Raw genomic sequence first — 24,284 nt, forward strand, 5'->3', positions numbered from 1 at the left:
TGCCCCGAGCAAAAGAGAGCGGCTTCATCCATGCGGCGGCTACGCTGGCTCAACGAACACACCCCGGACGAGCCGTTCCCCTCGGCGGACCAGGCCCTGGCCGACCCCAACGGCCTGCTCGCCGTCGGAGGGGATCTTTCCGCCGAGCGCCTCATGGCCGCCTACCGCAATGGGATCTTCCCGTGGTACGGCGAGGGGCAGCCCATCCTCTGGTGGAGCCCTGACCCCCGCGGGATCTTCCTGCCCGGGGACTTCCACGTCAGCCGCAGCCTGCGCCGACGGCTTAACCAGACCCGCATGACGGTCACCCTGGACACCGAGTTCGAGGCCGTGATGGCCGGCTGCGCCGCCCCACGCCCCGACCAGGACGGCACCTGGATCACCCGCGAGATGATCGCCGCCTACACTGAACTCCACCACCTCGGTTGCGCGCACTCCGCCGAGGTCTGGCTGGAGGAGGAGCTGGTCGGCGGGGTCTACGGCGTGGCCCTGAACGGGGCCTTCTTCGGCGAGTCCATGTTCAGTCGCATGGAAGACGCCTCAAAGGTGGGTCTGACCTGGCTGACCGCGCAGCTCTGGCGCTGGGGCTTTCAGCTCTTCGACTGCCAGATGAGCAACCCCCACCTGGCCCGACTGGGCGTCCGCCAGATCCCTCGCAGCGAATACCTGGCGCGCCTGGACCGGGCACTGCAGGCCTCCCATCGCGACTCACCATGGCGCCTGGATAACGACCTCGACCCCGCCACCGAGCACCGCAGCCGGGAGGGGTCGTGACCCGCAGCCGCGTCACCCTGCTGCGCACCGATTGCCATGAGTGCGCCTACGTCTCCGGGCGAACGGCGCGACTCGAGTTCCTCTCGCCGCAATTGGCGCTGGATGATCGGCGCTATCAGCTGCTGCTCGAGCAGGGGTTCCGGCGCAGCGGACCCTACATCTACCGGCCGCGGTGCCCCGGCTGCGCGGCGTGTCAGTCGCTGCGCATCCCGGTGGCCCGTTTCCGCGCTCGGCGCCGCCACCGCCGTTGCCGGCGCGACAACGCCGACCTGCACGTCGCGGCCTGCCCGCCGGTTCTCACCGACGAACAGCTGGCGCTCTACCGGCGCTACATCGACCATCGGCATCCCCATAGCAGCATGGCCGACCCCGACCGCGCGGAGGCCGAAGGGTTCCTGACAGCCCCCTGGTGCACCACCGTCTTCTATGAGCTGCGCAGCACGGAGCGTGGCCCCCTGCTCGGTGTGGCCGTCACCGACGTGCTCCCCGGCGCCCTGTCCGCCGTCTATACCTTCTACGCCCCCGAGGCCGAGCACCGCGGCCTGGGCAACCTGGCCGTGCTCTGGCAACTCTCGGAGGCACGCCGGCTGGGCGCACAGCACGTATACCTCGGGTACTGGATTGCGGACGCCCCGACCATGGCCTACAAGGCCACGTTCCGTCCCCACGAGGTGTTTGACGGACGCCGGTGGCTCGCCGGCGCATAGACGGCGCACCGCCTTGCCGCCAGAGCTACAGGCCGGTATAGTTCGCGCGTTCAGAAGTCCCGTGCAAGCGGGGCTCCATCCGACCGCAGCGACCACGAATCAGAGAGGCGCATGGCGAAGGAAGACTCCATCCGCATGCAGGGGGTGATCGTCGACACCCTGCCCAATACGATGTTCCGCGTCGAGCTGGAGAACGGCCACGTGATCACGGCCCACATCTCCGGGAAGATGCGCAAGCACTACATCCGCATCCTGACCGGGGACAAGGTGACGGTGGAGCTGACCCCGTACGACCTGAACAAGGGTCGCATCGTCTACCGAGAGCGGTAACGCCCCGCCCCGGAACACCCGTCGCCGGGGCCACGGGGGCCCCGCTCGCCGGGCTACGCCCCCTCGGTGTCCTTTTCCCGGACGTGGATGGCCAGATCGCCGTCCTCGACCGTGACCTCGACCTCGCCGCCGCCGGTGAGCTCGCCGAAGAGCAGCTGCTCCGCCAGGGGCTTCTTGATGTGCTGCTGGATCACGCGGGCCATCGGGCGTGCGCCCATCTGCGGATCGTAGCCCTTCTCGCCGATCCACCGCCGGGCGTCGCCATCGACCACCAGCGTGACGCGCTTCTCGGCCAGCTGCACCGAGAGCTCGCGGATGAACTTGTCGACCACGCGCTGCACGGTGTCCTGCCCCAGGGGCTGGAACTGCACCACCGCGTCGATACGGTTACGGAACTCCGGCGAGAACGTGCGCCGGATCGCCTCCATGCTGTCCTGGGTGTCGTTCTCGTTGGTGAAGCCGATCGAGCGCTTGCTCATCTCCTCGGCGCCGGCGTTGGTGGTCATCACCAGGATCACGTTGCGGAAATCCGCCTCGCGGCCGTTGTTGTCGGTCAGCGTGCCGTGATCCATCACCTGCAGCAGCAGGTTGAACACGTCCGGATGGGCCTTCTCGATCTCGTCGAGCAGCAGCACCGAGTGCGGGTGCTTGATCACCTCCTCGGTGAGCAGACCGCCCTGATCGTAGCCGACATACCCCGGCGGGGCCCCGATCAACCGCGAGACCGTGTGCCGCTCCATGTACTCGGACATGTCGAAGCGGATCAGCTGCACTCCGGTCAGGTCGGCCAGCTGGCGGGTGACCTCCGTCTTGCCCACGCCGGTCGGGCCGGCGAAGAGGAACGTCCCCACCGGCCGATCCGGCGTGCCCAGTCCGGCACGGGACATCTTGATGGTCGACGCCAGGCTCTCGATGGCCTCGTCCTGGCCGAAGATCAGCCCCTTGAGCTCGCCCTCGAGGTTCTCGAGGATCTTCATGTCCTGACTGGAGACTCGCTTGGGCGGAATCCGCGCGATCTTCGCCACAATCGACTCGATGTCCGGCAGGCCCACCGTCTTGCGCCGCTTGGAACGGGGCCGCAGCCGGAGCCGCGCGCCCGCCTCGTCGATGACGTCGATGGCCTTATCCGGCAGGCGCCGGTCATTGATGTACTTGGCCGACAGCTCCGCCGCCGCCTGCAGCGCCGGCTCGGTGAAGCGGACGTTGTGGTGCTCCTCGAAGCGACTCTTGAGCCCCTTGAGGATCTGCACGGTGTCCTCCACCGTCGGCTCGCTGACGTCGATCTTCTGGAAGCGCCGGGCCAGGGCGCGATCCTTCTCGAAGATGCCCCGGTACTCCTGATACGTCGTCGACCCGATGCAGCGCAGTTCGCCGGAGGCGAGCATCGGCTTGATCAGGTTCGAGGCATCCATCACGCCGCCGGAGGCAGAGCCGGCTCCGATGATCGTGTGGATCTCATCGATGAACAGGATCGAGCCGCTGTCCTTCTTGAGCTGATGCAGCAACGCCTTGAGGCGCTTCTCGAAGTCGCCGCGATACTTGGTGCCGGCCACCAGGGCGCCCAGATCCAGCGAGTAGATGGTGCTCTCCTTGAGCACATCGGGCACCTCGCCCTCGACGATCTGCTTGGCCAGCCCCTCGGCAATGGCCGTCTTGCCCACACCGGCCTCGCCGACGAACAGCGGGTTGTTCTTGCGGCGCCGGCAGAGCACCTGCACGGTGCGCTCGATCTCGTAGCGCCTCCCGATCAGCGGGTCGATCTGCCCGTACCGGGCGCGCTGATTGAGGTTGGTGGCGTACTGCTCCAGGGGCGACCCCCCTTGAGCCGGCTCGGCCGCACCTTCTTCATCCGCCGGGCCACTCTCTTCCTTGCCCATGTCTTCTTCACCCCCCACCGAGGAGATGCCGTGGGAAATGTAGTTCACCACGTCCAGGCGGGAGATGTTCTGCTTATGCAGGAAGTAGACCGCCTGCGACTCCTGTTCGCTGAAGATCGCCACCAGCACGTTGGCTCCGGTGACCTCCCGCTTGCCGGAGGACTGGACGTGGAGGATGGCGCGTTGCAGGACGCGCTGGAACCCGAGGGTCGGCTGCGTCTCGCGGCTGTCGTTGACCGGCAGCAGCGGCGTGGTCTCATCCAGAAAGGCCTGCAACTCGCCGCGCAGCCGTTCGAGGTCGGCACCACACGCCTTGAGCACCTGCGAGGCAGCGGGGTTATCGGTCAAGGCCAGCAGGAGGTGCTCGACGGTGAGGAACTCGTGGCGCTTCTCACGCGCGTCCTTGAAGGCCAGATTGAGCGTGAACTCTAACTCTTTACTCAGCATGCCCTATTACCTCGCCTGGGGCTCGACCGGGGTACTTCCCCGGAGATTGGACCGGCCAGTACCGCCACGGTTCCTGGAACGATTCAAGCTTCCTCCATCGTACACAGTAGCGGGTGTTCGTGCTCGCGGGCGTAGTCGTTGACCTGAGAGACCTTGGTCTCGGCGACATCCCGGGTATAGACCCCGCAGACACCTTTCCCCCGCGTGTGCACGTGCAACATGATCTGCGTGGCCTGGTTGCGGTCCTTGTTGAAAAACCGCTGCAGCACCTCCACGACGAAGTCCATCGGCGTGTAGTCGTCGTTGAGCAGCACCACCTTGTACATCGGGGGCTGCTTGAGCGACGGTTTGGCCGCTTCAACCTCGGGGCCCTGCGGATCGTCTTGGTTCGGCTCGTCGGTCATCACCCTTCATTTTATAGAGTCGCGCGCCAACCGGCCAATGTAGGCCACCCATAACCACCATAAAAAAACCCCGGGACGGCTGCACGCCACCCCGGGGTCGGCTTACGCCGGTGGCGACCAGGCGCCGTCTCAGAACTGCTCTTCCTCCGTCGAGCCTTTCAGCGCCGTGACCGAGGACTGACCGCCCTGGATCACGTTGGTGACCTGGTCGAAGTAGCCGGCGCCCACCTCCCGCTGGTGACGGGTAGCGGTGTAGCCGTGCTTCTCGGCGGCGAACTCGGCCTGCTGCAGCTCGGAGTACGCCTCCATCTGCCGCTCCTTGTAGCCGCGCGCCAGCTCGAACATCGAGTAGTTCAGCGAGTGGAAGCCAGCCAGCGTGATGAACTGGAACTTGAAGCCCATCTCGCCGAGCTCGTCCTGGAACTTGCGGATGGTGGCCTCGTCCAGGTTGCCCGCCCAGTTGAACGAGGGCGAGCAGTTGTAGGCGAGCAGCTTGCCCGGATACTTCTCGTGGATGGCCTGCGCGAACTCGCGGGCAAACCCGAGATCCGGCTTGCCGGTCTCGCACCAGATCACATCGGCGTAGGGGGCGTAGGCCAGACCACGGCTGATGGCCTGCTCGATGCCCGGCTTGGTGCGGAAGAACCCCTCTGCCGTGCGCTCGCCGGTGATGAACGGCTTGTCGTTGTCGTCGACGTCGGAGGTCAGCAGGTCCGCCGCTTCCGCGTCGGTGCGGGCGACCAGGATGGTCGGCACATCCATGGTGTCGGCCGCCAGGCGCGCGGCGATCAGCTTCTGGACCGCCTCCTGGGTGGGCAGCAGCACCTTGCCGCCCATGTGGCCGCACTTCTTGACCGAGGCCAGCTGGTCCTCGAAGTGCACGCCCGCAGCACCGGCGCGGATCATCCCCTTCATCAGCTCGAAGGCGTTGAGCACACCGCCGAAGCCGGCCTCGGCATCGGCCACGATGGGCTTCATGAAGTCGAACGGCGGGTTGCCCTCGGCGTGGTTGATCTCATCGGCGCGCAGCAGCGCGTTGTTGATGCGGTCCACCACCGCGGGGACCGAATTGGCCGGGTACAGCGACTGGTCCGGGTACATGGTCTGACCCAGGTTGGCGTCCGCGGCCACCTGCCAGCCCGAGAGGTAGATGGCGTTGAGCCCGGCCTTGACCTGCTGCAGGGCCTGGTTGCCGGTCAGTGCGCCGAGGGCGTTGACGTAGGGCATCTCGTGCATGGACTTCCAGAGCTTCTCCGCACCCTGGCGCGCCAGGCTGTACTCAACCTGCACGGTCCCACGGAGACGGACGACCTCATCGGCCCCGTAGCCCCGCTGCACCCCTTTCCAGCGCGGGTTCTCCGCCCAGTCACGCTCAATCGCCGCTTGATCTTTCAACATCATGCTCCTCCCAATCGGGCTGGTACGCCGTACCCCCGAAAATCCTGTATGACGGTCTCTTGCTGTCGGCCCGAGGGGCCATCGCGGTTGCCCTCGTGGGGCACGAACCCCGGGCGGGGTTAACCCGGGGCCCAGAACCCGTACCGCTACGTTCGCCAGGCGCCGGCAGCCGGGTGGCGTACTGCCGCGCCTGAATAACGCGTCACTGATAGTATGGCGCGCCGCAGCATTTGACAATATTTCCCAAACTATATTGCATATTGATCGGCCCAATGGACGAAGATCGAGAAGCCTTGGATCACGAATCCCCCCGCCATTACTACCGCCACAACCGGCTCAAGCAGTTGCGCGCGTTCTGCCACGCCGCGCAGGAGCGCAGCATCTCCCGTGCTGCCGAGCGGCTAGAGCTGAGTCAACCGTCGGTGTCGCTGCAGATCCAGGCCCTTGAGCGGGAGATGGGAATCACCCTGTTCGAGCGCCGGGGCCCCCGGATTCGGCTGACTCCGGATGGCGAGGGCCTGTACGAGGTTGCCGCACCACTCGTCGAGGGGATCGACTCCCTGCCCGAGCAGTTCGTGGCGCGCAACCGCCGGCAGCAGCTCGGTCATCTGGACATCGCCGCCGGCGAGTCGACCTCACTCTATGTCCTGCCCGATCTGCTACGCGCCTTCATGGAACACCACCCCAAGGTCCACGTCCGTCTGCACAACCTCATCGGTGAGGAGCAGATCCACGCCGTGCAGCAGGACCGCGTGGACATTGCCGTCGGGTCGAATCTGGACCTGCCCGATGACGTGGTCTATCGCGCCACGCACACCTTCGAACTGAAGCTGATCACGCCCGTGAATCACCCGCTGGCCGAGAAGGAGGAGATCACCCTCGAGGACCTGGCCGCCGGCGAGCTGATCCTTCCGCCACGCCAGCTGACCACCTGGCGCCTGGTGAACTTGATCTTCCAGCAGCACAGCGTGCCTTACCAGGTGCGCCTAGAGGTCGGCGGCTGGGAGATCATGAAGCGCTATGTCGAGCTCGGCTTTGGGGTCGGCATCGCCAGCGCGATCTGCCTGACCGGGCAGGAGCAGCTGGCGATCCGCGACCTGCCAGCGATCTTCCCGCGGCGCACCTACGGCGTCATGCTGCGTCGCGGCCGCTACCTCTCCCCTCAGGCCCGTCGTTTCCTGGAGCTGATCGACCCCGAGGGCTTCGGCGAGGCGGCGGAGTGGGACGGCGTCCCGGGCAGCCAAGAGAGCGTGCTTGTCCCCGGCCGCGGCCCGGAGTGAGCCGTGGCGGTCACCCCGGTCTACCGGGGTGACCCGCGGACTGTGGTAGCCTCTCGGCCCGGGACACCTGATAGATCCGGCCCCATGACTGAATCCCCCAAGCGAATCGTTGTCGGCCTCTCCGGTGGCGTGGACTCTGCCGTGGCGGCGCTGCGCCTCGTCCGCGCCGGTCACGAGGTGATCGGCCTGTTCATGAAGAACTGGGAGGACGACGACACGCTGATGCAGTGCTCGGCCGAGGACGACATCGCCGCGGCAGTAGAGGTGGCGGAGCACTTGGGCATCCCCATTCGACGGGTGAACTTCGCCGTGCACTACCGGCGCGAGGTCTTCGAGCAGGCGCTGCGGGAGCTGCGCGCCGGGCGCACCCCGAACCCCGACATCCTGTGCAATCGGCACATCAAGTTCGACCGCTTCCTGCACCACGCCCGGGAGCAGTTCGCGGCGGACGCCGTGGCCACCGGCCACTACGCCCGCCTGGGACGCGCCAGTGACGACGGGCCGGCCCTGCTGCGCGGCTTCGATCCGGACAAAGACCAGAGCTACTTCCTCGCCGGCGTATCCCGTACGGCCCTGGACACCGTGCGTTTCCCGCTCGGCGACAGCACCAAGGAAACCATCCGCGAAGAGGCCCGGTCCGCGGGGCTGCCCAACTTCGACCGCCCGGACAGCACTGGTATCTGCTTCATCGGCGAACGGGACTTCACCCGTTTCCTGCAGCGCTACATCGACCTGGATCCCGGACCCATCCTCACTGAGGATGGACGAGAGATCGGCCGCCACCAGGGGCTCGCCTTCTATACGCTGGGCCAGCGCCGGGGGCTGGGGATCGGTGGCGACCCGGATCACGGCGCCGCCCCCTGGTATGTGGCCGATAAGGACGCCCATCGCAACGCGCTGCTCGTCGTCCAGGGGCACGATCATCCCTGGCTGCAGAGTGCCGCGGTGGAAACCGGTCCCTTTCACTGGCTGGCGCCGATCCCCGCGGAGGGGGCACGGCTGCAGGCCCAGGTGCGTTATCGCCAGCGCCCCCGGGCCGGGGCGGTGGCGCACACGGACGACGGTGGCGTGCTGTTCCGCTTCGACGAGCCCCAGCGGGCGGCAACCCCCGGACAGTATCTGGTTCTCTACGACGACGATCAGTGCCTGGGGGGCGCGGCCATCGCCGCCGCGCACCCGGCGGACCGGGGTAACCCGCCGACCCTGCAGACGCATCCAACGGAGGTGGTGTGAGCGATTCGCGCGAACAGGAACAGGCCCTGACCCTCGCCGTCATCATGCAGGCGGTGCAGTGCATCCGCGAGGTTGCACGCACCGGGGATACCGAGGCGAGCCGGTATGAGCCTCTGATCGAGGGTCTGCTTGGGGAGTACGACGGCTGCACCGACGCCCTTTACGGCGCAGCGCGCCTCGCCCCGGGGCTGCGGCGGGTGGTGGAGCAGCTCGAGGACCCCCAGGAGGCCGATACGACCCGTTACGTGGCGAGCATCTTTCACCTCGAGCGGCGCCTCATGAAGCGTCAGGCGGTGCTTCAGCGCCTCGCCGAGGGCATCGAGCAGGCCCGCGGCCAGGCGGCCTATTTCGAGAGCCCCACCCATACCAGCGTCATCCACGGTATCGGTGACCTCTACAGCCAGACCATCAGCCAGATGGGACCACGGCTGATGATCCGCGGAGAGCAGCAACACCTGGAGAACGAGCGCAATGCCGCCTTGATCCGCGCGCTGCTGCTGTGCGGCATCCGCGGCGCTAGCCTGTGGAGGGACAATGGCGGCGGCCGGATGACGCTGCTCTTCCGGCGCCAGGCGATCGCCGGAGCCGCCCGGAACCTGCTCGAGGGACTGCCCAGCGAGGCTTGAGCGACGCATCACAACCGATTCGATACACTATAAGAAGCGCTGATCGCACAACCACTGGAGGGACCATGACGGACAGCTTCAACTCGCGGACCACCCTGCAAGCCGGGGGCAAGGCCTACGAGATCTACAGCCTGGACGGGCCGCGCCGCGATTACGACGTCGATCGCCTGCCCTACTCCCTGAAGATCCTGCTCGAGAACCTGCTGCGCACGGAAGACGGCGTCAACGTCACCCGCGAGCACATCGAAGCGGTCCTCAACTGGGATCCCAAGGCCGAACCGAAGGACCAGATCGCCTTCACGCCGGCACGCGTGGTGCTTCAGGACTTCACCGGCGTCCCGGCGGTGGTGGACCTAGCCGCCATGCGCGACGCCATGCAGAATCTCGGCGGCGACCCGGGCCAGATCAACCCGCTTTCACCGGCCGACCTGGTCATCGACCACTCGGTGATGGTCGACCACTTCGGCAACCGCCAGGCCCTGCAGCTCAACACCGAGATCGAGTACCAGCGTAACCGGGAGCGCTACGAGTTCCTGCGCTGGGGCCAGACGGCGTTCTCCAACTTCCGCGTCGTCCCACCGGGCACCGGCATCGTTCACCAGGTCAATCTCGAGTACCTCGGGCAGGTGGTGTTCCGCAACGACAACGGCGACACCCCGCAGGCTTACCCGGACACGCTGGTCGGAACCGACTCGCACACCACCATGATCAACGGCCTGGGCATCCTCGGCTGGGGCGTGGGCGGCATCGAGGCCGAGGCGGCCATGCTCGGCCAGCCGATCAGCATGCTCGTCCCCGAGGTGGTGGGCTTCCGTCTGGAGGGTAAGCTGCCCGAGGGGGCAACGGCTACCGACCTGGTACTGACCGTCACCGAGATGCTGCGCAAAAAGGGCGTCGTCGGCAAGTTCGTCGAATTCTACGGCGACGGCCTCGACCACCTACCCCTGGCCGACCGCGCGACCATCGCCAATATGGCCCCGGAGTACGGCGCCACCTGCGGCATCTTCCCGGTCGACAAGGAGACCCTGGCCTACATGGAGCTCTCCGGCCGCGACCCGGAACTCATCGAGCTCACCGAGCAGTATGCCAAGGCGCAGGGCATGTGGCGGGAGACCGGTGCCCGCGAGGCCGAGTACTCGGACACCCTGTCGCTGGACATGAGCACGGTGGTCCCGAGCCTCGCCGGGCCCAAGCGGCCTCAAGACCGCGTCCCGCTGGACGCGGCCAAGACCAGCTTCAAGCAGACGCTGCAGGAGCACCTGCGCGCCCATCACGCCGTGCCCGCCGACGAGGCTGAGGAGCAGTACGAGCACGAGGGCGGCCACAGTGCGCCCGGGATCGACGATGCCCATGAACGGGGCGCGGTGGAGATCGAGATCGGCGGCCGCAACGAGATGCTCAAGCACGGCGACGTCGTCATCGCGGCGATCACCTCCTGCACCAACACCTCGAATCCGGCCGTCCTGGTCGCCGCCGGCCTGGTGGCCAAGAAGGCGCGCGAGCGCGGCCTGATGCCCAAGCCCTGGGTCAAGACCAGCCTGGCACCGGGCTCGCAGGTCGTGCCCGCCTACCTGGAGCAGGCCGGGCTCCTCGACGACCTGGAGCATCTGGGCTTCTCGGTCGTCGGGTTCGGGTGCACCACCTGCATCGGCAACTCCGGCCCACTACCCGAGGCCGTCACCAACGGCATCCGCGAGGGCGATCTCTGCGTGACCTCGGTGCTCTCAGGCAACCGCAACTTTGAAGGCCGCATCCACCAGGACGTTCGGGCCAACTACCTCGCTTCGCCCCCGCTGGTGGTGGCCTACGCCCTGGCCGGCACCATGGCGCGGGATCTCTATAACGAGCCGCTGGGCACGGACAGTCAGGGCCGGGATGTCTACCTCCAGGACATCTGGCCGACCCAGCAGGAAGTGGCAGACCTGGTCCGCGGCAACATCTCCGCCGGGATGTACCGTGAGCAGTACGCCAACGTGTTCGACGGCGACGCCGCCTGGCAGGCCATCGATGCCCCCCGCGGGGAGCTCTACGACTGGCGCGAATCCACCTACGTCAAGAACCCCCCCTACTTCCAGGGCATGAGCAAGACTCCGGAGCCGCTGCAGGATATCCGCGGCGCCCGCTGCCTGATCTACGTCGGCGACTCCATCACCACGGACCATATCTCGCCGGCCGGGGCCATCCACCCGGACAGCCCTGCCGGGCAGTACCTGCAGGAGCAGGGGGTATCCCCCAAGGACTTCAACTCCTACGGCTCGCGGCGCGGCAACCACGAGGTCATGATGCGCGGCACCTTCGCCAATGTGCGCCTGCGCAACAAAATGGCGCCCGGCACCGAGGGCGGCTGGACCACGCACGTGCCCAGTGGCGAGCAGACCAGCGTCTACGACGCCTCCATGCGCTACCAGCAGGCGGACACCCCACTGGTCGTGCTCGCCGGCAAGGAGTACGGCACCGGCTCCTCCCGTGACTGGGCAGCCAAGGGCACCAAGCTGCTGGGCATCAAGGCCGTGATCGCGGAGAGCTACGAGCGCATCCACCGCTCCAACCTGGTGGGCTTCGGCGTCCTCCCCCTGCAGTTCCGCGACGGCGAGAACGCCGAGAACCTCGGCCTGACAGGGGACGAGGCCTTCGACATCGAGGGCATCACCGAGCAGCCCCGCAGCGTACGTGTGGTCGCACGGCGTGAGGATGGCGGCGAGACGACCTTCGAGGCCCGTGTGCGGATCGACACCCCGCAGGAGTGGGAGTACTACCGTCATGGCAGTATCTTGCACTACGTCCTGCGCGGGCTCGCCGGCGCGGCCTGAGACCCCTCAGGCGTTGATATGGGCGGGGGTTGGCCACAGGCCACCCCGCCCCCGGGCTCTCCCCCACCGCCCCTCATACGACGTGCAACGGCCGCTGTGGGCCGTCGCCACCGCGGTCCGTCGCACCGGAAGAAGCTTTCGGGATCGCCCCCCTTTTTCCGAGACGGATTCAGTGTCGCACCCTCCGATGATTCCCATCGAGCGGTGTTTCCACCGGATATTCGAAAGCCTCCTCAGGCCGCGCCCGCCGGGATTTTCCGGGCGAATATCGATTCAAATCCCCGGTTTTTCGATAAAACCGCTTCAGCGGCTCCCGTGGCCGCCAACAGCGGCGACCGATAAGGATTGGGCAAATCGCCGCACACCCTTCACAAACGGGCAGTTGGCGCGTACTTATACGTTTTTCTGCAGTAGCCGCGCAGGGTGGCGCGGCAAGGCAGCGCACCCCGTGCGGCACCGCGCCCCCGAGCGTTGACCGCCACCCGCCCTTCTTGTTTATCTAACCCTGCGACATTTGGATGGTGCCCGCTCCATCTCCGGTCCGGTTGATTGGGCGGGTGGTTCGGAGGCTAACGCCTTTCATAAAAGGAGTAGCTACTATGAGAGATCGCGACGATTTCGTGGACTTCGACGACCCGAACAGGGTCTGGCCGTCCGGGCTGACCCTGCCGGAGGCGGAAGAGCTGCACAGCTACGTGCTGGACGGCGCGCGCATCTTCTTCGGCATCGCCGTGGTTGCGCACGTGCTGGCTTTCGCCTACTCGCCGTGGCTCGGTTAAGGGAGGATTAACACATGAACCAGGCTCGTATTTGGCTCGTAGTCAAGCCCAGCGTCGGCCTTCCGCTGTTCCTGGGTGTTGTGCTGCTGATCAGCCTGCTGGTGCACGGTGCTATCCTGACGAACACCAGCTGGTACCCCGCCTTCTTCGAGGGCAACGCCGCGGCCGAGATCCCGGCCTCGGAGATTGCCGAGAGCGACGCGCTGGCAACGCGCGAGTCGATGGTGTAAATCCGCCTGCGCGGATAGCAGCCCATTGACGGCTCGACACTGGGGCGGGGTCTGCGGATCTCGCCCCTTTTTCTCGTCAGGACCCCTCCATGACCACGCTAGACATCCTTGAACACCCCGACCCCCGCCTGCGAGAACCATCCGCGCCAGTGGAGACCTTCGACCAGGAACTCCGTGAGCTGGTCGATGACATGATCGAGACCATGCGCGCCGCCTCCGCCATCGGACTGGCAGCCCCGCAGGTGGATATCCGCCGGCGCATTGTCGTCTGTTGCACCGATCCGACACAGACGCCGCGCGTATTCATCAACCCGGAGATCACCGGCAGCAGCCTGCCCGGTTACATCGAGGAGCGTTGCCTCTCGGTCCCCGGTCAGCAAGGCCTGGTGGTGCGCCCCACCCGGGTCAGTGTCCGCGCTCAGGACACCAGCGGTGAGCGGTTCCACTGCAAGCTGGAGAACCTCGAGGCCGTCTGCCTGCACCACGAGGTCGACCACCTGGACGGCACCCTATTCATCGACCGACTCTCTTTCTGGCAACGGCTGCGGATGCGCGCCGGCCGCCTCCTTCGCCGCTAGCAGGCACCACGCAGACGCCATACAGGCGCTATGATTCGGTAGGGAATGGGTGCCCGGACGTAAGGGCGCCCGGGCACCCCGCTTGGCTGGTGGAGGCCGGTATGGACCGGCCTACCCCCCGGAGGAGACAGGAGACTAATGCGGACAGACAAAGAAAAACGGGGCATAAGCCCCGTTTTTCTTCACAACCTGCCGCGTCTGGCAGGCTCTCCCGGGAGGAACCTCCCCCACTCCGAGAGAGCGGGAGAGCCTCCTACCTGACCCGGGAGCGGGTGTCAGACCTGCCGCGGGGGCAGAGCGGACACCTCTTCAGCGGACTCGCTCACCGAGCTGACCGCAGCACCGCCGACCCAGTTGAACCGATCAGTGCTGAGCAGGATGAAGTGGATCACCAGGGCCAGCACGGCCAGCCAGGAGAAGATGCCGATCAGGACGCGGCGCGGATCGTAAAGCTTCCAGAGTCTCCACATGGTTCTATCTCCTTAACCAGCAAGCGGCGCGATTTGGGAAACAGCGGCGGTCACGTTGTGAACACCCTCGATGACGGAGCCGTAGCCCTCGGCACCGGGGATCCACGGACGCCAGGCCCAAGCGAGGAAGTGGGCCACGACGGCCACCGCCGTGAAGATCAGGAAGCTCTGCATGAAGATGCTGTGGAACTCCTTAGCTTCCTCATCGCTAAGGCCCGTCAGCGACATGTTATCGGCCATACGTTTCGTCCTCCGTTCAGCGTTTCAGCCGGTACCGCGCTCTACCCCCGCGCGGTAGGGGGTGGTCGCCCACGCTAACGTGGGACTTCCCGTGCAGCCGGCACCTGGGTGCCGACCTTCCTCAAAGCGCTGGGTCGGTACGCTGGGCCCGCCCAGTCTTCGAGGTTCGTTCGTGTGCCGAGCCCTTGCCTATCTGGTCCAGCGCTCGACCTCCACGATGACCTAAACACTAACGCAGGAATGGGGGCGCTGTGTGGTGGCGTATAACCGCACCCCTGTACCCCCTTGTGGAATCCTTTTCCCTCCACTTCAGTTTCCCGCGCAAATGCCGATATGTTGGACATGATGAATCATCGTACCCGGACCCTTGCAATCGTTTTCGCCTGCGCTGCGGCAATTTGCGTAAGCGCCGGGGCTGTCAGCGGGCAGCAGACGCACCGCATGGACCCGCATGGCGCGCAATGGCACGCCTTCGAGGGGCGTTCCGGGTGCCATATGGCCCACGAAATCCCCGGAAAAGGGGTGGCCTTAATCAGCTACCGGCATGACGGTCGACAGTATCTGAGTTTCTTCGCCAATCGCCCTCCCCGGGAAGAAATCGAGGGGGATCTTTATATTGGCGAGCCAGCCTGGGGCGGGGATCGGCGCCGCCATGTCGAGCCGGTGCGTCTGCACCCGGACACGCGGACACTGCGTTTCAGCCGCCGGACGACGCAGTGGCTACTCGACGCCCTGCGCGACGGGCGCGAGCCACAGATCCGCTACGAGGCCGGATACAGCGGGGAGCTGATCGAGATCGGGCTGACCCCGGCCGCCTTCCAGCGGGCGCTCGGCCACTACCGCGAGTGCATCGCCCGTCATGAGCGCGTCGACGCCGGCACCGCCACCCGCGGCCAGGTTATCCCTGGCCGCACCGGCGAACCCATGGCGGACAGTGACGGCCCAACCTGGGAGGGCAACCTCCCGCGCCTGCCACGCGGGCCGCGCACCGAGGTCTACTTCGCCACGGGCAGCGACGACCTCACCCGCAACGCTCTAGACGAGATCCGGCGGTTCGTCCGCGCCGTCGAGGACAACCCGCACTGGGGCGTGGTGCTATCCATCGGCTATGCGGATACGCGGGGCAGTCCGGAGATCAACGAGCAACTTGCCGAAGCGCGCGCTGCGGCGGTCCGGGACGAGCTAGTGCACCTCGGCCTACCCGAGGACCGGATCGAGATCGAGGCGCGGCTTATCGACGAGGACAACGCTGAACAGGACATCCACGAGCTGGCGAGCAACCGCCGCGTGGAGCTGCGGACGGCCCTCTAGCCACCCGTCTTGTGCTGGCGATGGCAACCGCAGATCCTTATGATCGCCACCATGACGATCGAACTGCCCGAGCATCTGCCCTTCGCCACCGAGCTTTCGGTGCGCATCACCGACGTCAACTACGGCGGCCACCTGGGCAACGACGCCCTAGTCTCCCTGCTCCACGAGGCCCGGGTGGGTTTTCTGGCCCACTACGGCTTCAGTGAGGGGGACTGTGGCGGAGCCGGTATCGTCATCAGCGAGCTGGAGGTAGCGTACCGGGCCGAGGCTTTCCACGGCGACGCCCTGACCATCGCCGTCGGCGCCGGCACGATCGGACGTAGTAGGGCCGAACTCTTCTACCGCGTCGAGCGCCCGGCAGACGCCAGGGAGGTCGCCCGTGCCCGGACGACCATCGCCTTCTTCGACTACACCGCACGCCGGCCACGCCGCACCCCGGAGCCCTTCCGCGAGGCCCTCAGCACCTGAGATCCGCGCCGGCGCTCAGCCCTCGCCGCTGGTCAGCAGGACATCGCGCTCGCTCTCGTGGGCGACACGGCGGGCAACGCTGCCGAGCAGGGCACCCTGCCAGCGGGAGAGGCCCCGCGTCCCCATGGCAACCAGATCGACATCCGCCTCCTCGGCGAATTGACGGATCACCGTCGCCGGATCGCCGCCGCGGGCCTCGAAGTGGTCGACGCGATCCCGCACCGGCAACTCGTCCACGAGGCGACCCAGGGCCTCGGCGGTCTGCTGCCGCCCGTCCTGCAGGGCCGCCTGGAGCTCTGTAGCAGCCCCCTCGCCCGCCCCGTAGATCCGCTCCAGCGGTGTCGTATCGTGAACGCCGAGCAGCTGCAGCGCGGCGTCCGGGGCCAGGCGGGCGGCCGCTTCGACAGCGTGTCGCGAGCGTCCGGACCCGTCCACGGCCACCAGAACCCGCTGGTAACCGCCCTGCGGCGGGCGCTTGACCACCAGGATAGGCCCGGCGCGCTCGTGGGCCAGGCGCTCCGCGGTTGCGCCGAGGAACAGATCCCGTACCACGCGCCTCCCGTGGGCACCAATCGTGACCAGATCGGCTCCCCACTCCCGCGCCTCTGCAGCGATCTCAGCCGCACCACGTCCCCACCGGCAACCGACCGACCACGCCGGGTCCGCCCCACCGCCGGCGATGGCACTGAGCTGCTCGTTCATTCGCGCCTCACTGGCCCGCTCCAGCTCACGGGTCGCCTGCTGCGCGCCGCCGCCCTGCTCGCGGAACAGCAGGCGCAAGGTCTCCTCCTCGAGATCGGCCTCGATGACGTGCAGCGCCCGCAGTTCGGCCCCGTGCAAGCGAGCCAGATCCAGACTGCGCTGCGCCGCTGCCTCGGTCCGTTCGCTGAGATCGGTGGCATATAGGATCTTGCGCACGACTCCCCCTCCTAATCGACGTAGCCAGTCAGTTCCGCATAGCCGACCGCGCTCACCGGGCGGCCGGCAGCCTCGCCACGACCGCGCAGCGCACCCTCCCAGTATCGAAACCCGTCGCGCAGCTCCTGATCCGCCAGCACAGGCTCGAGCTCCAGGGTCAACTCCTCCTCCGGGTATTCTAGCCGCCAGCGCGCCGGGTAGGTGGCCTCGCCGTCAGGGCTGGTCCAGTGCTCGAGCACCTCGAGGTGCACGTCGTCTCGAGTGACCACGCGGTGACGACCATCGGCCTCCACCCAGCCGCCCTTGCTTCTCGGATCGATGCTGCCATCTTCCCGGCGCAAGTGATAGAACATCAGTTCGCGGTCATCGTCGAGCTGAATCGAGAACCAGTCCCATCCGGTCTGCTCCTCACTCAGGGTGCTGCTGCCCCACTCCCGATCGATCCAGGCGCTCCCCGAGACCGTGTGCTCGCCGTCGGGCACCGCCAGACGCCCAGCCGCCTGTAGCCGAGGGAGCGTGTAGTAGTAGGAGGCGTTACCGGGGTCGTCGCCCTTGCGGCTGTAGCCGTCCTCGCCCTGGAACACCATCGGCTTGCGCGCCCGCAGATCCAGTTCCAGCTCGACCCCCTCGGCCTCGAGCCGGGTCCGCAACCGGTTCAGCCCCTGGCCTGGCGCACCGCGGACTTCCCAGTCCTCCAACCACACCCGGAACGGGTCGGGTCGGGCCCCAGCCAGGCCGACAGCGCCCCGCGCCAGCCGCTCGAAGTGGTGGAAGGTCTCCCCCTCGGTGTCCGTCACGGCGAAGTGGGCCATCCACAACTGATTGGTCCCCCAGGCCGAACGGCGCGGGGCCAGCTCGGGGGACAGGGCGAAACGGAAGAAGGTGACCTGGAATCCGAAGTGACGACCGTCCTCGTCGAACACATTGCCCGTGATATACCACCATTCGTGACGGTAGTCGGGGTGCGGCCCGTGATCCCGGGGAAAGACCAGCGGCCGCGGCCCCAGGGCCCGGGCGAAGCCCTGCGCATCCTGTTCGCCGGAGAGCGCCCCGGCAACCGTGACCCCCTGCTGCCCGGCTGCGCCGTTTTGCTCCGGCGGATCCGTGCACCCGGCCAGCAGCAAGACCGTGACGACAACCACGCCGCCGCGGAGTAACCTGCCGAGTCGCTCAGCCATCCTCACGCATCGCCTCCCCCGGGGGTACTCTGGCTGCACGGTAGGCGGGATAGAGCCCGGCGAGCAAGGCGGCCACGGTCGCCAGGGCCACGGCCTGTGCCAGCACTGCCGGATCCACCTGGAACTGCAGGCTCCAGCCAAACGCGCGCTGGTTGATCACATCGGTCAGGGCAAGTGCCAGGGCAAGGCCCGGCACGATGGCCAGAACGCCGGCAAACGCACCCAGCAATCCCGTGCGGGCCAGTTCCAGCGTCCAGACCTGCGCCGGCGTCAGTCCCAAGGCACGCAGGACCGCCACCTCGCCACTGCGCTCCAGGGCGAGCGCCAGCAGAGCACCGAAGACGCCGACAGCCGCGACGATGGTGGCCAGCAACTGCAGAACCCGCGTCACCGCGAAGGTGCGGTCGAACACGTCCAACGACAGGCGCCGAATCTCGGCATCGGAGCGGAAGGTGAGCACTCCGGCCTCGTCACCGGTGGCCTCGCGCAGAGCAGCGATCAGGGCGTCGGTGTCGATCCCCGCCCCGGCGTGGACGGCCAGGCCGTCGACGGCATCGTCCTGCCAGTGCTCGTCGTAGAACCCCCGCGCCACGAACACAGCACCCTGACTCGTCGTGTAGTCGTGAACCACGGCGAGCACCGGGAGGTGCCGCTCGCCGGCGGCCGTCCGGATGGCCACCCGATCGCCGACCTCGAGATTGTGGTGGGCAGCGAAGGGCTCGGTGATGTAGGCGCCCTCTCCCCGCTCGAAACGGTCCCAGGCCACCGGCCCCCGCTCCTTGTACGCCATGCCGGCATCACCAACCGGACCGTGATCAAAGGCACGGAGCTGGATCTCGCCGAACTCGGAGGGAACCCGCAACTGGCGCGAGGTCGCCACCGACTCGACCCCTTCTACTTCGGCCAAACGCTCGTGCAGCTGCGGCGGCAACTCCGGCGGCGGCTCGCCGGTCTGGGACGGGGCGCTGACATAGACATCCGCCGACAGCGTGCTGTCCAGCCAGGTAGCCAGGCTGCCGCGGAAGCTGTCGATCATGACGCTCACCCCGATGACCGCCGTCACCGCAACCACCAGCGCCACGGCCGCCACCCCGCTGCGCGACAGCCCGGCCGCCACGCCCCGCGCGGCCATGCGTCCCGGCGCCCCGAGCAGCCAACCGGCCGGACCGGCAAGCGCGCCGGCCAGCCCTCCCACGGCCCAGGGCACCAAGAGCGCCGCACCGACCAGCAGGGCAAAGACGCCACCGAAACCCACCACCAGGCCGCCGCTGCCACCCCACAGGAGACCGACTCCGGCGGCACCGAGCAACAGCCCGCCCCCGGCCAGCGGGCGCACCCAGCGACGTGCACGCCCCTCCAGCGTGGCGCGGTCCAAGGCCGTGCGCGGGGCAACCGAGGCAGCTTCCCAGGCCGGCGCGGCGGCCGCCAGTGCGGCCGCCACCACCCCCAGCGCCGCGGCCATGAAAAGCGCCGTGGGTGCAAGCGCAACCTCACGGACGTTGTGGACGAAGTAGAGGTCGGTGATGGTCCGTGTCACGAGTTCGAGCAATCCGTCAGCCAGCAGGTAGCCGAGGGGCAGACCCGCCAGCGTGCCGGCGATCCCGAGCACGACCCCCTCGGTAACCACCGCGCGGAACAGCCGCCCGCGACCGACTCCGAGGGCTCGCAGCCGACCGATCAACGCCCGGCGCTGGACCACGGAGAAGGAGATTGCGTTGTAGATGAGCAGCGCGCCCACCAGCAGGGCCAGCAGGCTGAAGGCGGTCAGGTTGAGGCGAAAGGCCGCGGTCATTTCGTCGAGGGCAGCCGCGCCTTCCTGGGCCTCGCCGATCACTGCGCCATCGGGCAGTAATTCCTGCACGCGAGCCAGGCGAACCGCTCCGGCTGCTCCCTCGGGGATCACCAGATCGATGCGGTCGAGGCGCCCGAGCCGGTCGAGCAGCTCCTGAGCGGTGGCCACGTCCACTACGACGGTATCCCGCAGCCCCTCAGCGGTCAGGCGATCCGGAGCCTCAACCACCGCAGCCACCTCCAGCCGGTGCTCGCGCCCGGCGACCTCCACCGCCAAGGGGTCTCCCTCGGTGACCCCCAGCCGCCGCGCATCGTCCCGGAAGAGCACCACCAGATCGTCCCGATCGAGCCAGAGGGCAGCATCCACCGCACGAGCGGCACCGGCTACCGCCTCGCGGACCCCCGACTCGGCCCAGGGATCGATGCCGAGCACGCGCAACGGCCCGTCCGGACCTGTGACGTGTCCTTCGACCACCGGGGTCGAGGGGCGAATACCGGCATGCCGCAACCGGGTGTAAAGGCTTTCCTCCACCCCGGCGGTGCCGGCCGTGATCCGGTGGGTAGCCTGCCCGGTGAGGGCCTCCGCCGAACGCGTGAATGCCCGCTCCGAGGAGGCGTTGGCGAGTTCGACGGCAACGACCACCGCCACCCCGAGCGCCACGCCGAGGATCGCCAGCGCCGCCTGCCAGGGGTGGCGCAGGTGATGGCGCCATCCAGCCCGGGCCAGGATCACGCTGCAGACACCTCATCGAGCCGGCCACCCTGCAGTGCAACCACCCGATCGGCGGCGGCCGCCACCTCGCTGGCGTGGGTTGCGATCAGGGCGGTCATGCCACGCTCACGGCGGAGCTCATTGAACAACCCAAGTACGGTTCGGGCCGTCTCCCTGTCGAGGCTGCCCGTGGGCTCGTCGGCGAGGAGAAGCCCGGGGCCGTGCACCAGGGCCCGGGCGACGGCAACCCGCTGCCGCTCGCCGCCGGAGAGGTGTTCCGGGAAGGTGCCCTCCCGTCCCTGCAGTCCGACGCGCTCCAGCAGCGCCCGGGCGTGGCGCCTTCCGTCCCGATCCAGGGCCCCATTGAGCTCCAGCGGAAGGAGCAGATTCTCGAGCACGGTCAGCGTCGGGACGAGATTGAGCTGTTGAAAGATGAAACCGAGATGACGGCGCCGGAAGAGCGTTCGGGCGGTTTCGTCCAGCCTCGCCAGATCCATGCCGTCGAACCTCAGCGCCCCGCGATCCGGTGCCTCCATGGCCCCGATCAGGTTGAGCAGCGTGGATTTGCCCGAGCCGCTCGGGCCGATCACGGCCACGGATTCGCCGCGACGGATGGCCAGATCCAGATCCTCGAGGACCACGCGAACGGCTCCGCCCTCCGGGTAGCCCTTGCACACGCCCTGCAACTGGATCAGCAGATCCTGCGCGGACCGTTCCGCACCGCCCTGCGCCGGCGATCGCAGCGGATGCCGGCCCTTCGTCGGACAGGGGCCGGCAGCCTGGCCGTCAGTTGGAGAAGTGGCGGACACTCGGGTCAGCCATGTACTCGGCCACCTCCGGCGCCTCCGCCACACCGACGCCCTCGATCAGGTCGTCCTCGGTGTAGTCGGTGTTGGGCAGGAAAATGGCGCAGACCTCGACCTGAACGCCTTCATCGATCAGGTTGCGCATCATCTGCTGCGGATTGGCACCGGCCGGCTCCAGGGCATCGGCCGAGTAGTCGTCCGTGGCCATCTCGGCCCCGGGGCCGCAGAGCAGGATGCGTGGTTCCTGGCCCTGCTGCATACCCTGGGTGGCGAGGATCATGGACATGCCTTGGGTCTGCAGATCGTCAGAGGTCACGCTGACGAACAGCTTGTCCGGGCCGTGACCGTCGGCCTGGGCCAGCCCTACCCCGGCAGCGGCCATTGCGGCCGCTGCCAAAACCTTGTTAAAAGCTCGCATCTGGGCATCGCTCCTTGAGTTCACGGATCGGGTCGCTCGGCGACCCTCCCCGGAACATATCGGAGCATTCACGCCCGTGCAAACAGCGCGCGACTATTGCTTGACCGGTCGCTTGCTGAGCTTGCGCTGCAGCGTGCGCCGATGGATCCCGAGTGCCCGGGCCGCCGCCGAGATGTTGCCGTCGTGCTCGTTGAGCACCCGCTGGATCTGCTCCCACTCCAGCCGCCGCAGCGACATCGGCTTCTGCGGGGGCTTTTCCGGCTCTGCAGTGGGTTTGCCCTCCAGGGTGGCAAGCACGGTGTCCGCGTCCGTGGGCTTGGGCAGGTAGTTGTAAGCCCCGCGCTTGATAGCCTCCACGGCGGTGGGGATGCTGGCATACCCGGTCAGTACCAAGATGCGTGCCTGCGGCAGCGCATCCCGAAGTGGCTCGACCAGGTTCAGTCCGGAGTGCTCGCCGAGCTTCAGATCCAGCACCACGTACTGTGGCTGCTGACTGCGCGCCTTTTGCAGGGCGGTCTCCGGCTCTTCCGCCGAATCCACCTGACAGCCCCGGCGCGAGAGCGAGCGCCCCAGCACCTGGGAGAAGGTCGTATCGTCATCGATGATCAGAATCGATGGCCCGTTCAACATGGTCTACCTCCTCTCCTCCTCAAGCCTCACCGGCTCCCTCCCTCATTCAACGCCGCGGTTGTTGTCCGCCCGCAGCAGCTCGAGGGAGACTTCGATCCTCGTTCGCGCACCCTGGCCCTTCGGCGAATCCATCAGGGTGACGCTCCCGCCGAAACGATCCACCGTGGCGTTGGCCAGCACCAGCCCGATGCCCATGCCCGACGGCTTCGTTGTCTGGACCACCCGGCCGGCATGGCGCACGCGCTCGGAATCGAGGCCGGTGCCCTCGTCGTCGATGACCAGGGTCAGTCTTTCGCCGTCGCTGCTGATCGAGACCTCGACCCCGCTGCGGTGATTCTCCAAAGACGCCTCGGCGGCGTTGTTCAGCAGGTTGAGCAGCGCATGCATGAGGGTCGGATCCTGGCTGATCTCGACGTCCACGAAAGGCTCCTGGTACGTCACGCTCGGCTCGATCTTCGGGTGCATCAGGCGCCAAGTATCCACGATACGCGCCACATGCCGCTGCAGAGAGACCGTGCGCCCGCCCTGATCGCTTCCGGCTGCGCCCGCGTCCTTCAGATCTTCCAGCGTTTCCTTGCACACCGCAAGCTGCGAATGCAGCAGCTCGAGATCCTGCTGCAGCTCGGTATCGTCCCGGCGTTCCTGGCGCAACTCGTCGACGACCATGGACATCGTCGACAACGGCGTGCCCAGCTGATGGGCGGCCCCGGCGGCCACCGTGCCAAGGGCCACGATCTGCTCGTTGCGCAGGGTATGCTCCCGGGCCCTGGAGAGGCGCCAGTCCTGGCGGCGCAGCACCGAAGACATGAAACGGACGAACACCGTGATCATCCATGCAGAGATCACGAAGTTCACCCACATGCCGATCATGTGCAGGTTGAAATCCCCGCCGATGATCGGGTGGGGCCCGTCCATGGGCAGATAGACCGCCAGCAGCAGGCCGTAGAGCACGACGCAGAGGATCGCCACCACCAGCGCCAGATTGGCCGGCATGGCGACGGCGGACAGCGCAACCGGGACGAGGTAGAGGGAGACGAACGGGTTCGAGGGCCCCCCGGTGAGCCCGAGCAGCACCGTCAGTGCCACGACATCGATGAGGACGTTGAACACGACCTCCGACTGGGAGATCTGCTCGGGGGTGTTGCGCAGACGCCAGAAAGCGAAGACGTTCCACGACGCCAGAACGGTGATGGTCAGCAGCAGGGGCACCAGCGGCAGGGTCAGGCCCAGTCCGAAGTGGACGAAGAGGACGGTGATCATCTGCCCTGTGGTGGCGGTGATGCGCATCCACGCCAGGATGCGTACCGCCTGGGCGGGCTCGAAACGCGGCACGCCCTCCTTTCCTGCGGCCATGTTGTTCGCCTTCTGTCGACCCGTCGATGGCGGCTCAGTCTAACAGGTAAGCGCGGTCCACCGGACAGGCCCGCTGCGGTCAGGTCGCGCCGGACGGCCCCTGCGGGGTCGCCGAGCGCATGCGGCCATCGACGCCGCAGACGGCATCACACAGATCGAACACGTGCGGGGCGGCAATCGCGAAGTAGGCCAACGTACCGCAGCTGCGCCGTCGAACCAGCCCGTGCTGGCGCAGCACGGCCAGATGCCGGGAGATGTTCGGCTGCGACGAGCCGGTCAGCGCCACCAGCTCGCCGACGCTCTTCTCGCCGTCGCGCAGGGCGTGGAGCAGCTGCAAGCGCAGCGGCTCGCCCAGAGCCCGGAACTGAGCCGCAATGAACGCCAGGGTCTCCGCGTCCGGTTCCGAATGTGCCATGCCCATGACCTCGCTTTTCGCAGTGCGCCGGCCCGACGCAGGGCCTCATTGATGCGTGAAACCTAATATGCGTATACTCTCATATTACGGCGCTTGAATGC

The 24,284-nt window shown here is 67.2% G+C and carries 25 protein-coding genes; 12 read left to right on the forward strand and 13 right to left on the reverse strand.

Annotated elements, in window-relative coordinates; all coding sequences use genetic code 11:
* The first annotated feature begins 30 nt into the window (after positions 1–30).
* From aat to infA, 3 genes are all read left to right on the forward strand, one after another.
* Positions 31–774, forward strand: coding sequence for a leucyl/phenylalanyl-tRNA--protein transferase (gene aat, locus LRG07_RS01250; protein WP_201241951.1), 744 nt, complete (start codon positions 31–33; stop codon positions 772–774).
* On the forward strand, positions 771–1,481 hold the full coding sequence (locus tag LRG07_RS01255; RefSeq protein ID WP_238636490.1) for an arginyltransferase: 711 nt from the start codon (positions 771–773) through the stop codon (positions 1,479–1,481). Before aat ends, LRG07_RS01255 begins: the two co-directional genes overlap by 4 nt.
* A 111-nt stretch (positions 1,482–1,592) precedes the next feature.
* Complete coding sequence (gene infA / locus LRG07_RS01260; protein ID WP_201170476.1) at positions 1,593–1,811, forward strand: translation initiation factor IF-1; 219 nt, start codon at positions 1,593–1,595, stop codon at positions 1,809–1,811.
* 53 nt (positions 1,812–1,864) lie between these two features.
* Here the strand turns inward: infA and clpA are convergent, their stop codons facing one another.
* The 3 genes from clpA to aceA form a co-directional block, all read right to left on the reverse strand.
* Entirely contained in the window at positions 1,865–4,135 is a 2,271-nt protein-coding gene (clpA, locus tag LRG07_RS01265; RefSeq protein WP_238641599.1) for an ATP-dependent Clp protease ATP-binding subunit ClpA, read from the reverse strand.
* A gap of 83 nt (positions 4,136–4,218) precedes the next feature.
* A complete protein-coding gene (gene clpS, locus LRG07_RS01270; protein WP_201170480.1) occupies positions 4,219–4,539 on the reverse strand; it encodes an ATP-dependent Clp protease adapter ClpS in 321 nt (106 codons plus the stop codon).
* Between the two features lie 129 nt (positions 4,540–4,668).
* Complete coding sequence (aceA, locus tag LRG07_RS01275) at positions 4,669–5,937, reverse strand: isocitrate lyase (RefSeq protein WP_201170483.1); 1,269 nt, start codon at positions 5,935–5,937, stop codon at positions 4,669–4,671.
* 272 nt (positions 5,938–6,209) lie between these two features.
* On the opposite strand from aceA, the gene LRG07_RS01280 reads away from it, so the two are divergent.
* The 7 genes from LRG07_RS01280 (at position 6,210) to def (ending at position 13,473) form a co-directional block, all read left to right on the forward strand.
* Complete coding sequence (locus tag LRG07_RS01280; RefSeq protein ID WP_238634619.1) at positions 6,210–7,217, forward strand: LysR family transcriptional regulator; 1,008 nt, start codon at positions 6,210–6,212, stop codon at positions 7,215–7,217.
* 84 nt (positions 7,218–7,301) lie between these two features.
* Positions 7,302–8,450: a tRNA 2-thiouridine(34) synthase MnmA gene (gene mnmA / locus LRG07_RS01285; RefSeq protein WP_238641600.1), complete on the forward strand. Its 1,149-nt coding sequence runs from the start codon at positions 7,302–7,304 to the stop codon at positions 8,448–8,450.
* Positions 8,447–9,076, forward strand: a complete 630-nt coding sequence (hflD, locus tag LRG07_RS01290; RefSeq protein WP_201170493.1) for a high frequency lysogenization protein HflD — start codon at positions 8,447–8,449, stop codon at positions 9,074–9,076. The genes mnmA and hflD overlap by 4 nt, the downstream gene beginning before the upstream one ends.
* Positions 9,077–9,141: 65 nt before the next feature.
* Complete coding sequence (gene acnA, locus LRG07_RS01295) at positions 9,142–11,886, forward strand: aconitate hydratase AcnA (RefSeq protein ID WP_238641601.1); 2,745 nt, start codon at positions 9,142–9,144, stop codon at positions 11,884–11,886.
* A 599-nt stretch (positions 11,887–12,485) separates the two neighbouring features.
* On the forward strand, positions 12,486–12,665 hold the full coding sequence (pufB, locus tag LRG07_RS01300) for a light-harvesting antenna LH1, beta subunit (RefSeq protein ID WP_011814196.1): 180 nt from the start codon (positions 12,486–12,488) through the stop codon (positions 12,663–12,665).
* 14 nt (positions 12,666–12,679) lie between these two features.
* Complete coding sequence (locus LRG07_RS01305; protein WP_201170497.1) at positions 12,680–12,895, forward strand: light-harvesting protein; 216 nt, start codon at positions 12,680–12,682, stop codon at positions 12,893–12,895.
* An 89-nt stretch (positions 12,896–12,984) separates the two neighbouring features.
* Positions 12,985–13,473 (forward strand): peptide deformylase, encoded by a 489-nt coding sequence (gene def / locus LRG07_RS01310; RefSeq protein WP_201170499.1) that lies wholly within the window; start codon positions 12,985–12,987, stop codon positions 13,471–13,473.
* Positions 13,474–13,748: 275 nt separating this feature from the next.
* Here the strand turns inward: def and pufA are convergent, their stop codons facing one another.
* Both pufA and pufB (LRG07_RS01320) read right to left on the reverse strand, forming a co-directional pair.
* A complete protein-coding gene (gene pufA, locus LRG07_RS01315; protein ID WP_011814199.1) occupies positions 13,749–13,943 on the reverse strand; it encodes a light-harvesting antenna LH1, alpha subunit in 195 nt (64 codons plus the stop codon).
* Positions 13,944–13,955: 12 nt separating this feature from the next.
* Positions 13,956–14,183, reverse strand: coding sequence for a light-harvesting antenna LH1, beta subunit (gene pufB / locus LRG07_RS01320; protein ID WP_011814200.1), 228 nt, complete (start codon positions 14,181–14,183; stop codon positions 13,956–13,958).
* 441 nt (positions 14,184–14,624) lie between these two features.
* Here pufB (LRG07_RS01320) and LRG07_RS01325 point away from each other — a divergent pair, with 441 nt between their 5' ends.
* Both LRG07_RS01325 and LRG07_RS01330 read left to right on the forward strand, forming a co-directional pair.
* Positions 14,625–15,494, forward strand: a complete 870-nt coding sequence (locus LRG07_RS01325; RefSeq protein WP_201170500.1) for an OmpA family protein — start codon at positions 14,625–14,627, stop codon at positions 15,492–15,494.
* A 51-nt stretch (positions 15,495–15,545) separates the two neighbouring features.
* The gene (locus tag LRG07_RS01330; RefSeq protein ID WP_238634616.1) at positions 15,546–15,962 is read left to right on the forward strand and encodes a thioesterase family protein; all 417 of its coding nucleotides are present in this window, start codon (positions 15,546–15,548) and stop codon (positions 15,960–15,962) included.
* Positions 15,963–15,977: 15 nt separating this feature from the next.
* Here LRG07_RS01330 and LRG07_RS01335 read toward each other — a convergent pair whose 3' ends face one another.
* The 8 genes from LRG07_RS01335 to LRG07_RS01370 form a co-directional block, all read right to left on the reverse strand.
* Entirely contained in the window at positions 15,978–16,880 is a 903-nt protein-coding gene (locus tag LRG07_RS01335) for a universal stress protein (protein ID WP_201170501.1), read from the reverse strand.
* 11 nt (positions 16,881–16,891) lie between these two features.
* Entirely contained in the window at positions 16,892–18,058 is a 1,167-nt protein-coding gene (locus LRG07_RS01340) for a lipocalin-like domain-containing protein (protein WP_238636492.1), read from the reverse strand.
* Complete coding sequence (locus LRG07_RS01345; RefSeq protein ID WP_238641602.1) at positions 18,051–20,582, reverse strand: ABC transporter permease; 2,532 nt, start codon at positions 20,580–20,582, stop codon at positions 18,051–18,053. The genes LRG07_RS01340 and LRG07_RS01345 overlap by 8 nt, the downstream gene beginning before the upstream one ends.
* Positions 20,579–21,238: an ABC transporter ATP-binding protein gene (locus tag LRG07_RS01350; protein WP_338018472.1), complete on the reverse strand. Its 660-nt coding sequence runs from the start codon at positions 21,236–21,238 to the stop codon at positions 20,579–20,581. Before LRG07_RS01350 ends, LRG07_RS01345 begins: the two co-directional genes overlap by 4 nt.
* A 109-nt stretch (positions 21,239–21,347) precedes the next feature.
* Positions 21,348–21,785, reverse strand: a complete 438-nt coding sequence (locus tag LRG07_RS01355) for a DsrE family protein (RefSeq protein ID WP_201170507.1) — start codon at positions 21,783–21,785, stop codon at positions 21,348–21,350.
* 93 nt (positions 21,786–21,878) lie between these two features.
* Positions 21,879–22,415, reverse strand: coding sequence for a response regulator transcription factor (locus LRG07_RS01360; protein WP_201170508.1), 537 nt, complete (start codon positions 22,413–22,415; stop codon positions 21,879–21,881).
* 42 nt (positions 22,416–22,457) lie between these two features.
* A complete protein-coding gene (locus tag LRG07_RS01365) occupies positions 22,458–23,768 on the reverse strand; it encodes an ATP-binding protein (protein WP_201170510.1) in 1,311 nt (436 codons plus the stop codon).
* A 79-nt stretch (positions 23,769–23,847) separates the two neighbouring features.
* Entirely contained in the window at positions 23,848–24,183 is a 336-nt protein-coding gene (locus LRG07_RS01370; protein WP_238636495.1) for a metalloregulator ArsR/SmtB family transcription factor, read from the reverse strand.
* Positions 24,184–24,284 lie beyond the last annotated feature (101 nt).

It is taken from the genome of Halorhodospira sp. 9622 (genome assembly GCF_022228025.1).
In the GTDB taxonomy this organism is placed as follows: domain Bacteria; phylum Pseudomonadota; class Gammaproteobacteria; order Nitrococcales; family Halorhodospiraceae; genus Halorhodospira; species Halorhodospira halophila_A.

Excerpts from the sequence above, each read along its gene's own strand:
- aat (WP_201241951.1), top strand. The coding sequence starts at position 31 with ATGCGGCGGCTACGCTGGCTCAACGAACACACCCCGGACGAGCCGTTC.
- infA (WP_201170476.1), top strand. The coding sequence starts at position 1,593 with ATGGCGAAGGAAGACTCCATCCGCATGCAGGGGGTGATCGTCGACACC.
- clpA (WP_238641599.1), bottom strand. The coding sequence starts at position 4,135 with ATGCTGAGTAAAGAGTTAGAGTTCACGCTCAATCTGGCCTTCAAGGAC.
- clpS (WP_201170480.1), bottom strand. The coding sequence starts at position 4,539 with ATGACCGACGAGCCGAACCAAGACGATCCGCAGGGCCCCGAGGTTGAA.
- aceA (WP_201170483.1), bottom strand. The coding sequence starts at position 5,937 with ATGTTGAAAGATCAAGCGGCGATTGAGCGTGACTGGGCGGAGAACCCG.
- LRG07_RS01280 (WP_238634619.1), top strand. The coding sequence starts at position 6,210 with ATGGACGAAGATCGAGAAGCCTTGGATCACGAATCCCCCCGCCATTAC.
- mnmA (WP_238641600.1), top strand. The coding sequence starts at position 7,302 with ATGACTGAATCCCCCAAGCGAATCGTTGTCGGCCTCTCCGGTGGCGTG.
- acnA (WP_238641601.1), top strand. The coding sequence starts at position 9,142 with ATGACGGACAGCTTCAACTCGCGGACCACCCTGCAAGCCGGGGGCAAG.
- pufB (WP_011814196.1), top strand. The coding sequence starts at position 12,486 with ATGAGAGATCGCGACGATTTCGTGGACTTCGACGACCCGAACAGGGTC.
- LRG07_RS01305 (WP_201170497.1), top strand. The coding sequence starts at position 12,680 with ATGAACCAGGCTCGTATTTGGCTCGTAGTCAAGCCCAGCGTCGGCCTT.
- def (WP_201170499.1), top strand. The coding sequence starts at position 12,985 with ATGACCACGCTAGACATCCTTGAACACCCCGACCCCCGCCTGCGAGAA.
- pufA (WP_011814199.1), bottom strand. The coding sequence starts at position 13,943 with ATGTGGAGACTCTGGAAGCTTTACGATCCGCGCCGCGTCCTGATCGGC.
- pufB (WP_011814200.1), bottom strand. The coding sequence starts at position 14,183 with ATGGCCGATAACATGTCGCTGACGGGCCTTAGCGATGAGGAAGCTAAG.
- LRG07_RS01325 (WP_201170500.1), top strand. The coding sequence starts at position 14,625 with ATGGACCCGCATGGCGCGCAATGGCACGCCTTCGAGGGGCGTTCCGGG.
- LRG07_RS01330 (WP_238634616.1), top strand. The coding sequence starts at position 15,546 with ATGACGATCGAACTGCCCGAGCATCTGCCCTTCGCCACCGAGCTTTCG.
- LRG07_RS01340 (WP_238636492.1), bottom strand. The coding sequence starts at position 18,058 with ATGGCTGAGCGACTCGGCAGGTTACTCCGCGGCGGCGTGGTTGTCGTC.
- LRG07_RS01355 (WP_201170507.1), bottom strand. The coding sequence starts at position 21,785 with ATGCGAGCTTTTAACAAGGTTTTGGCAGCGGCCGCAATGGCCGCTGCC.
- LRG07_RS01360 (WP_201170508.1), bottom strand. The coding sequence starts at position 22,415 with ATGTTGAACGGGCCATCGATTCTGATCATCGATGACGATACGACCTTC.
- LRG07_RS01365 (WP_201170510.1), bottom strand. The coding sequence starts at position 23,768 with ATGGCCGCAGGAAAGGAGGGCGTGCCGCGTTTCGAGCCCGCCCAGGCG.
- LRG07_RS01370 (WP_238636495.1), bottom strand. The coding sequence starts at position 24,183 with ATGGCACATTCGGAACCGGACGCGGAGACCCTGGCGTTCATTGCGGCT.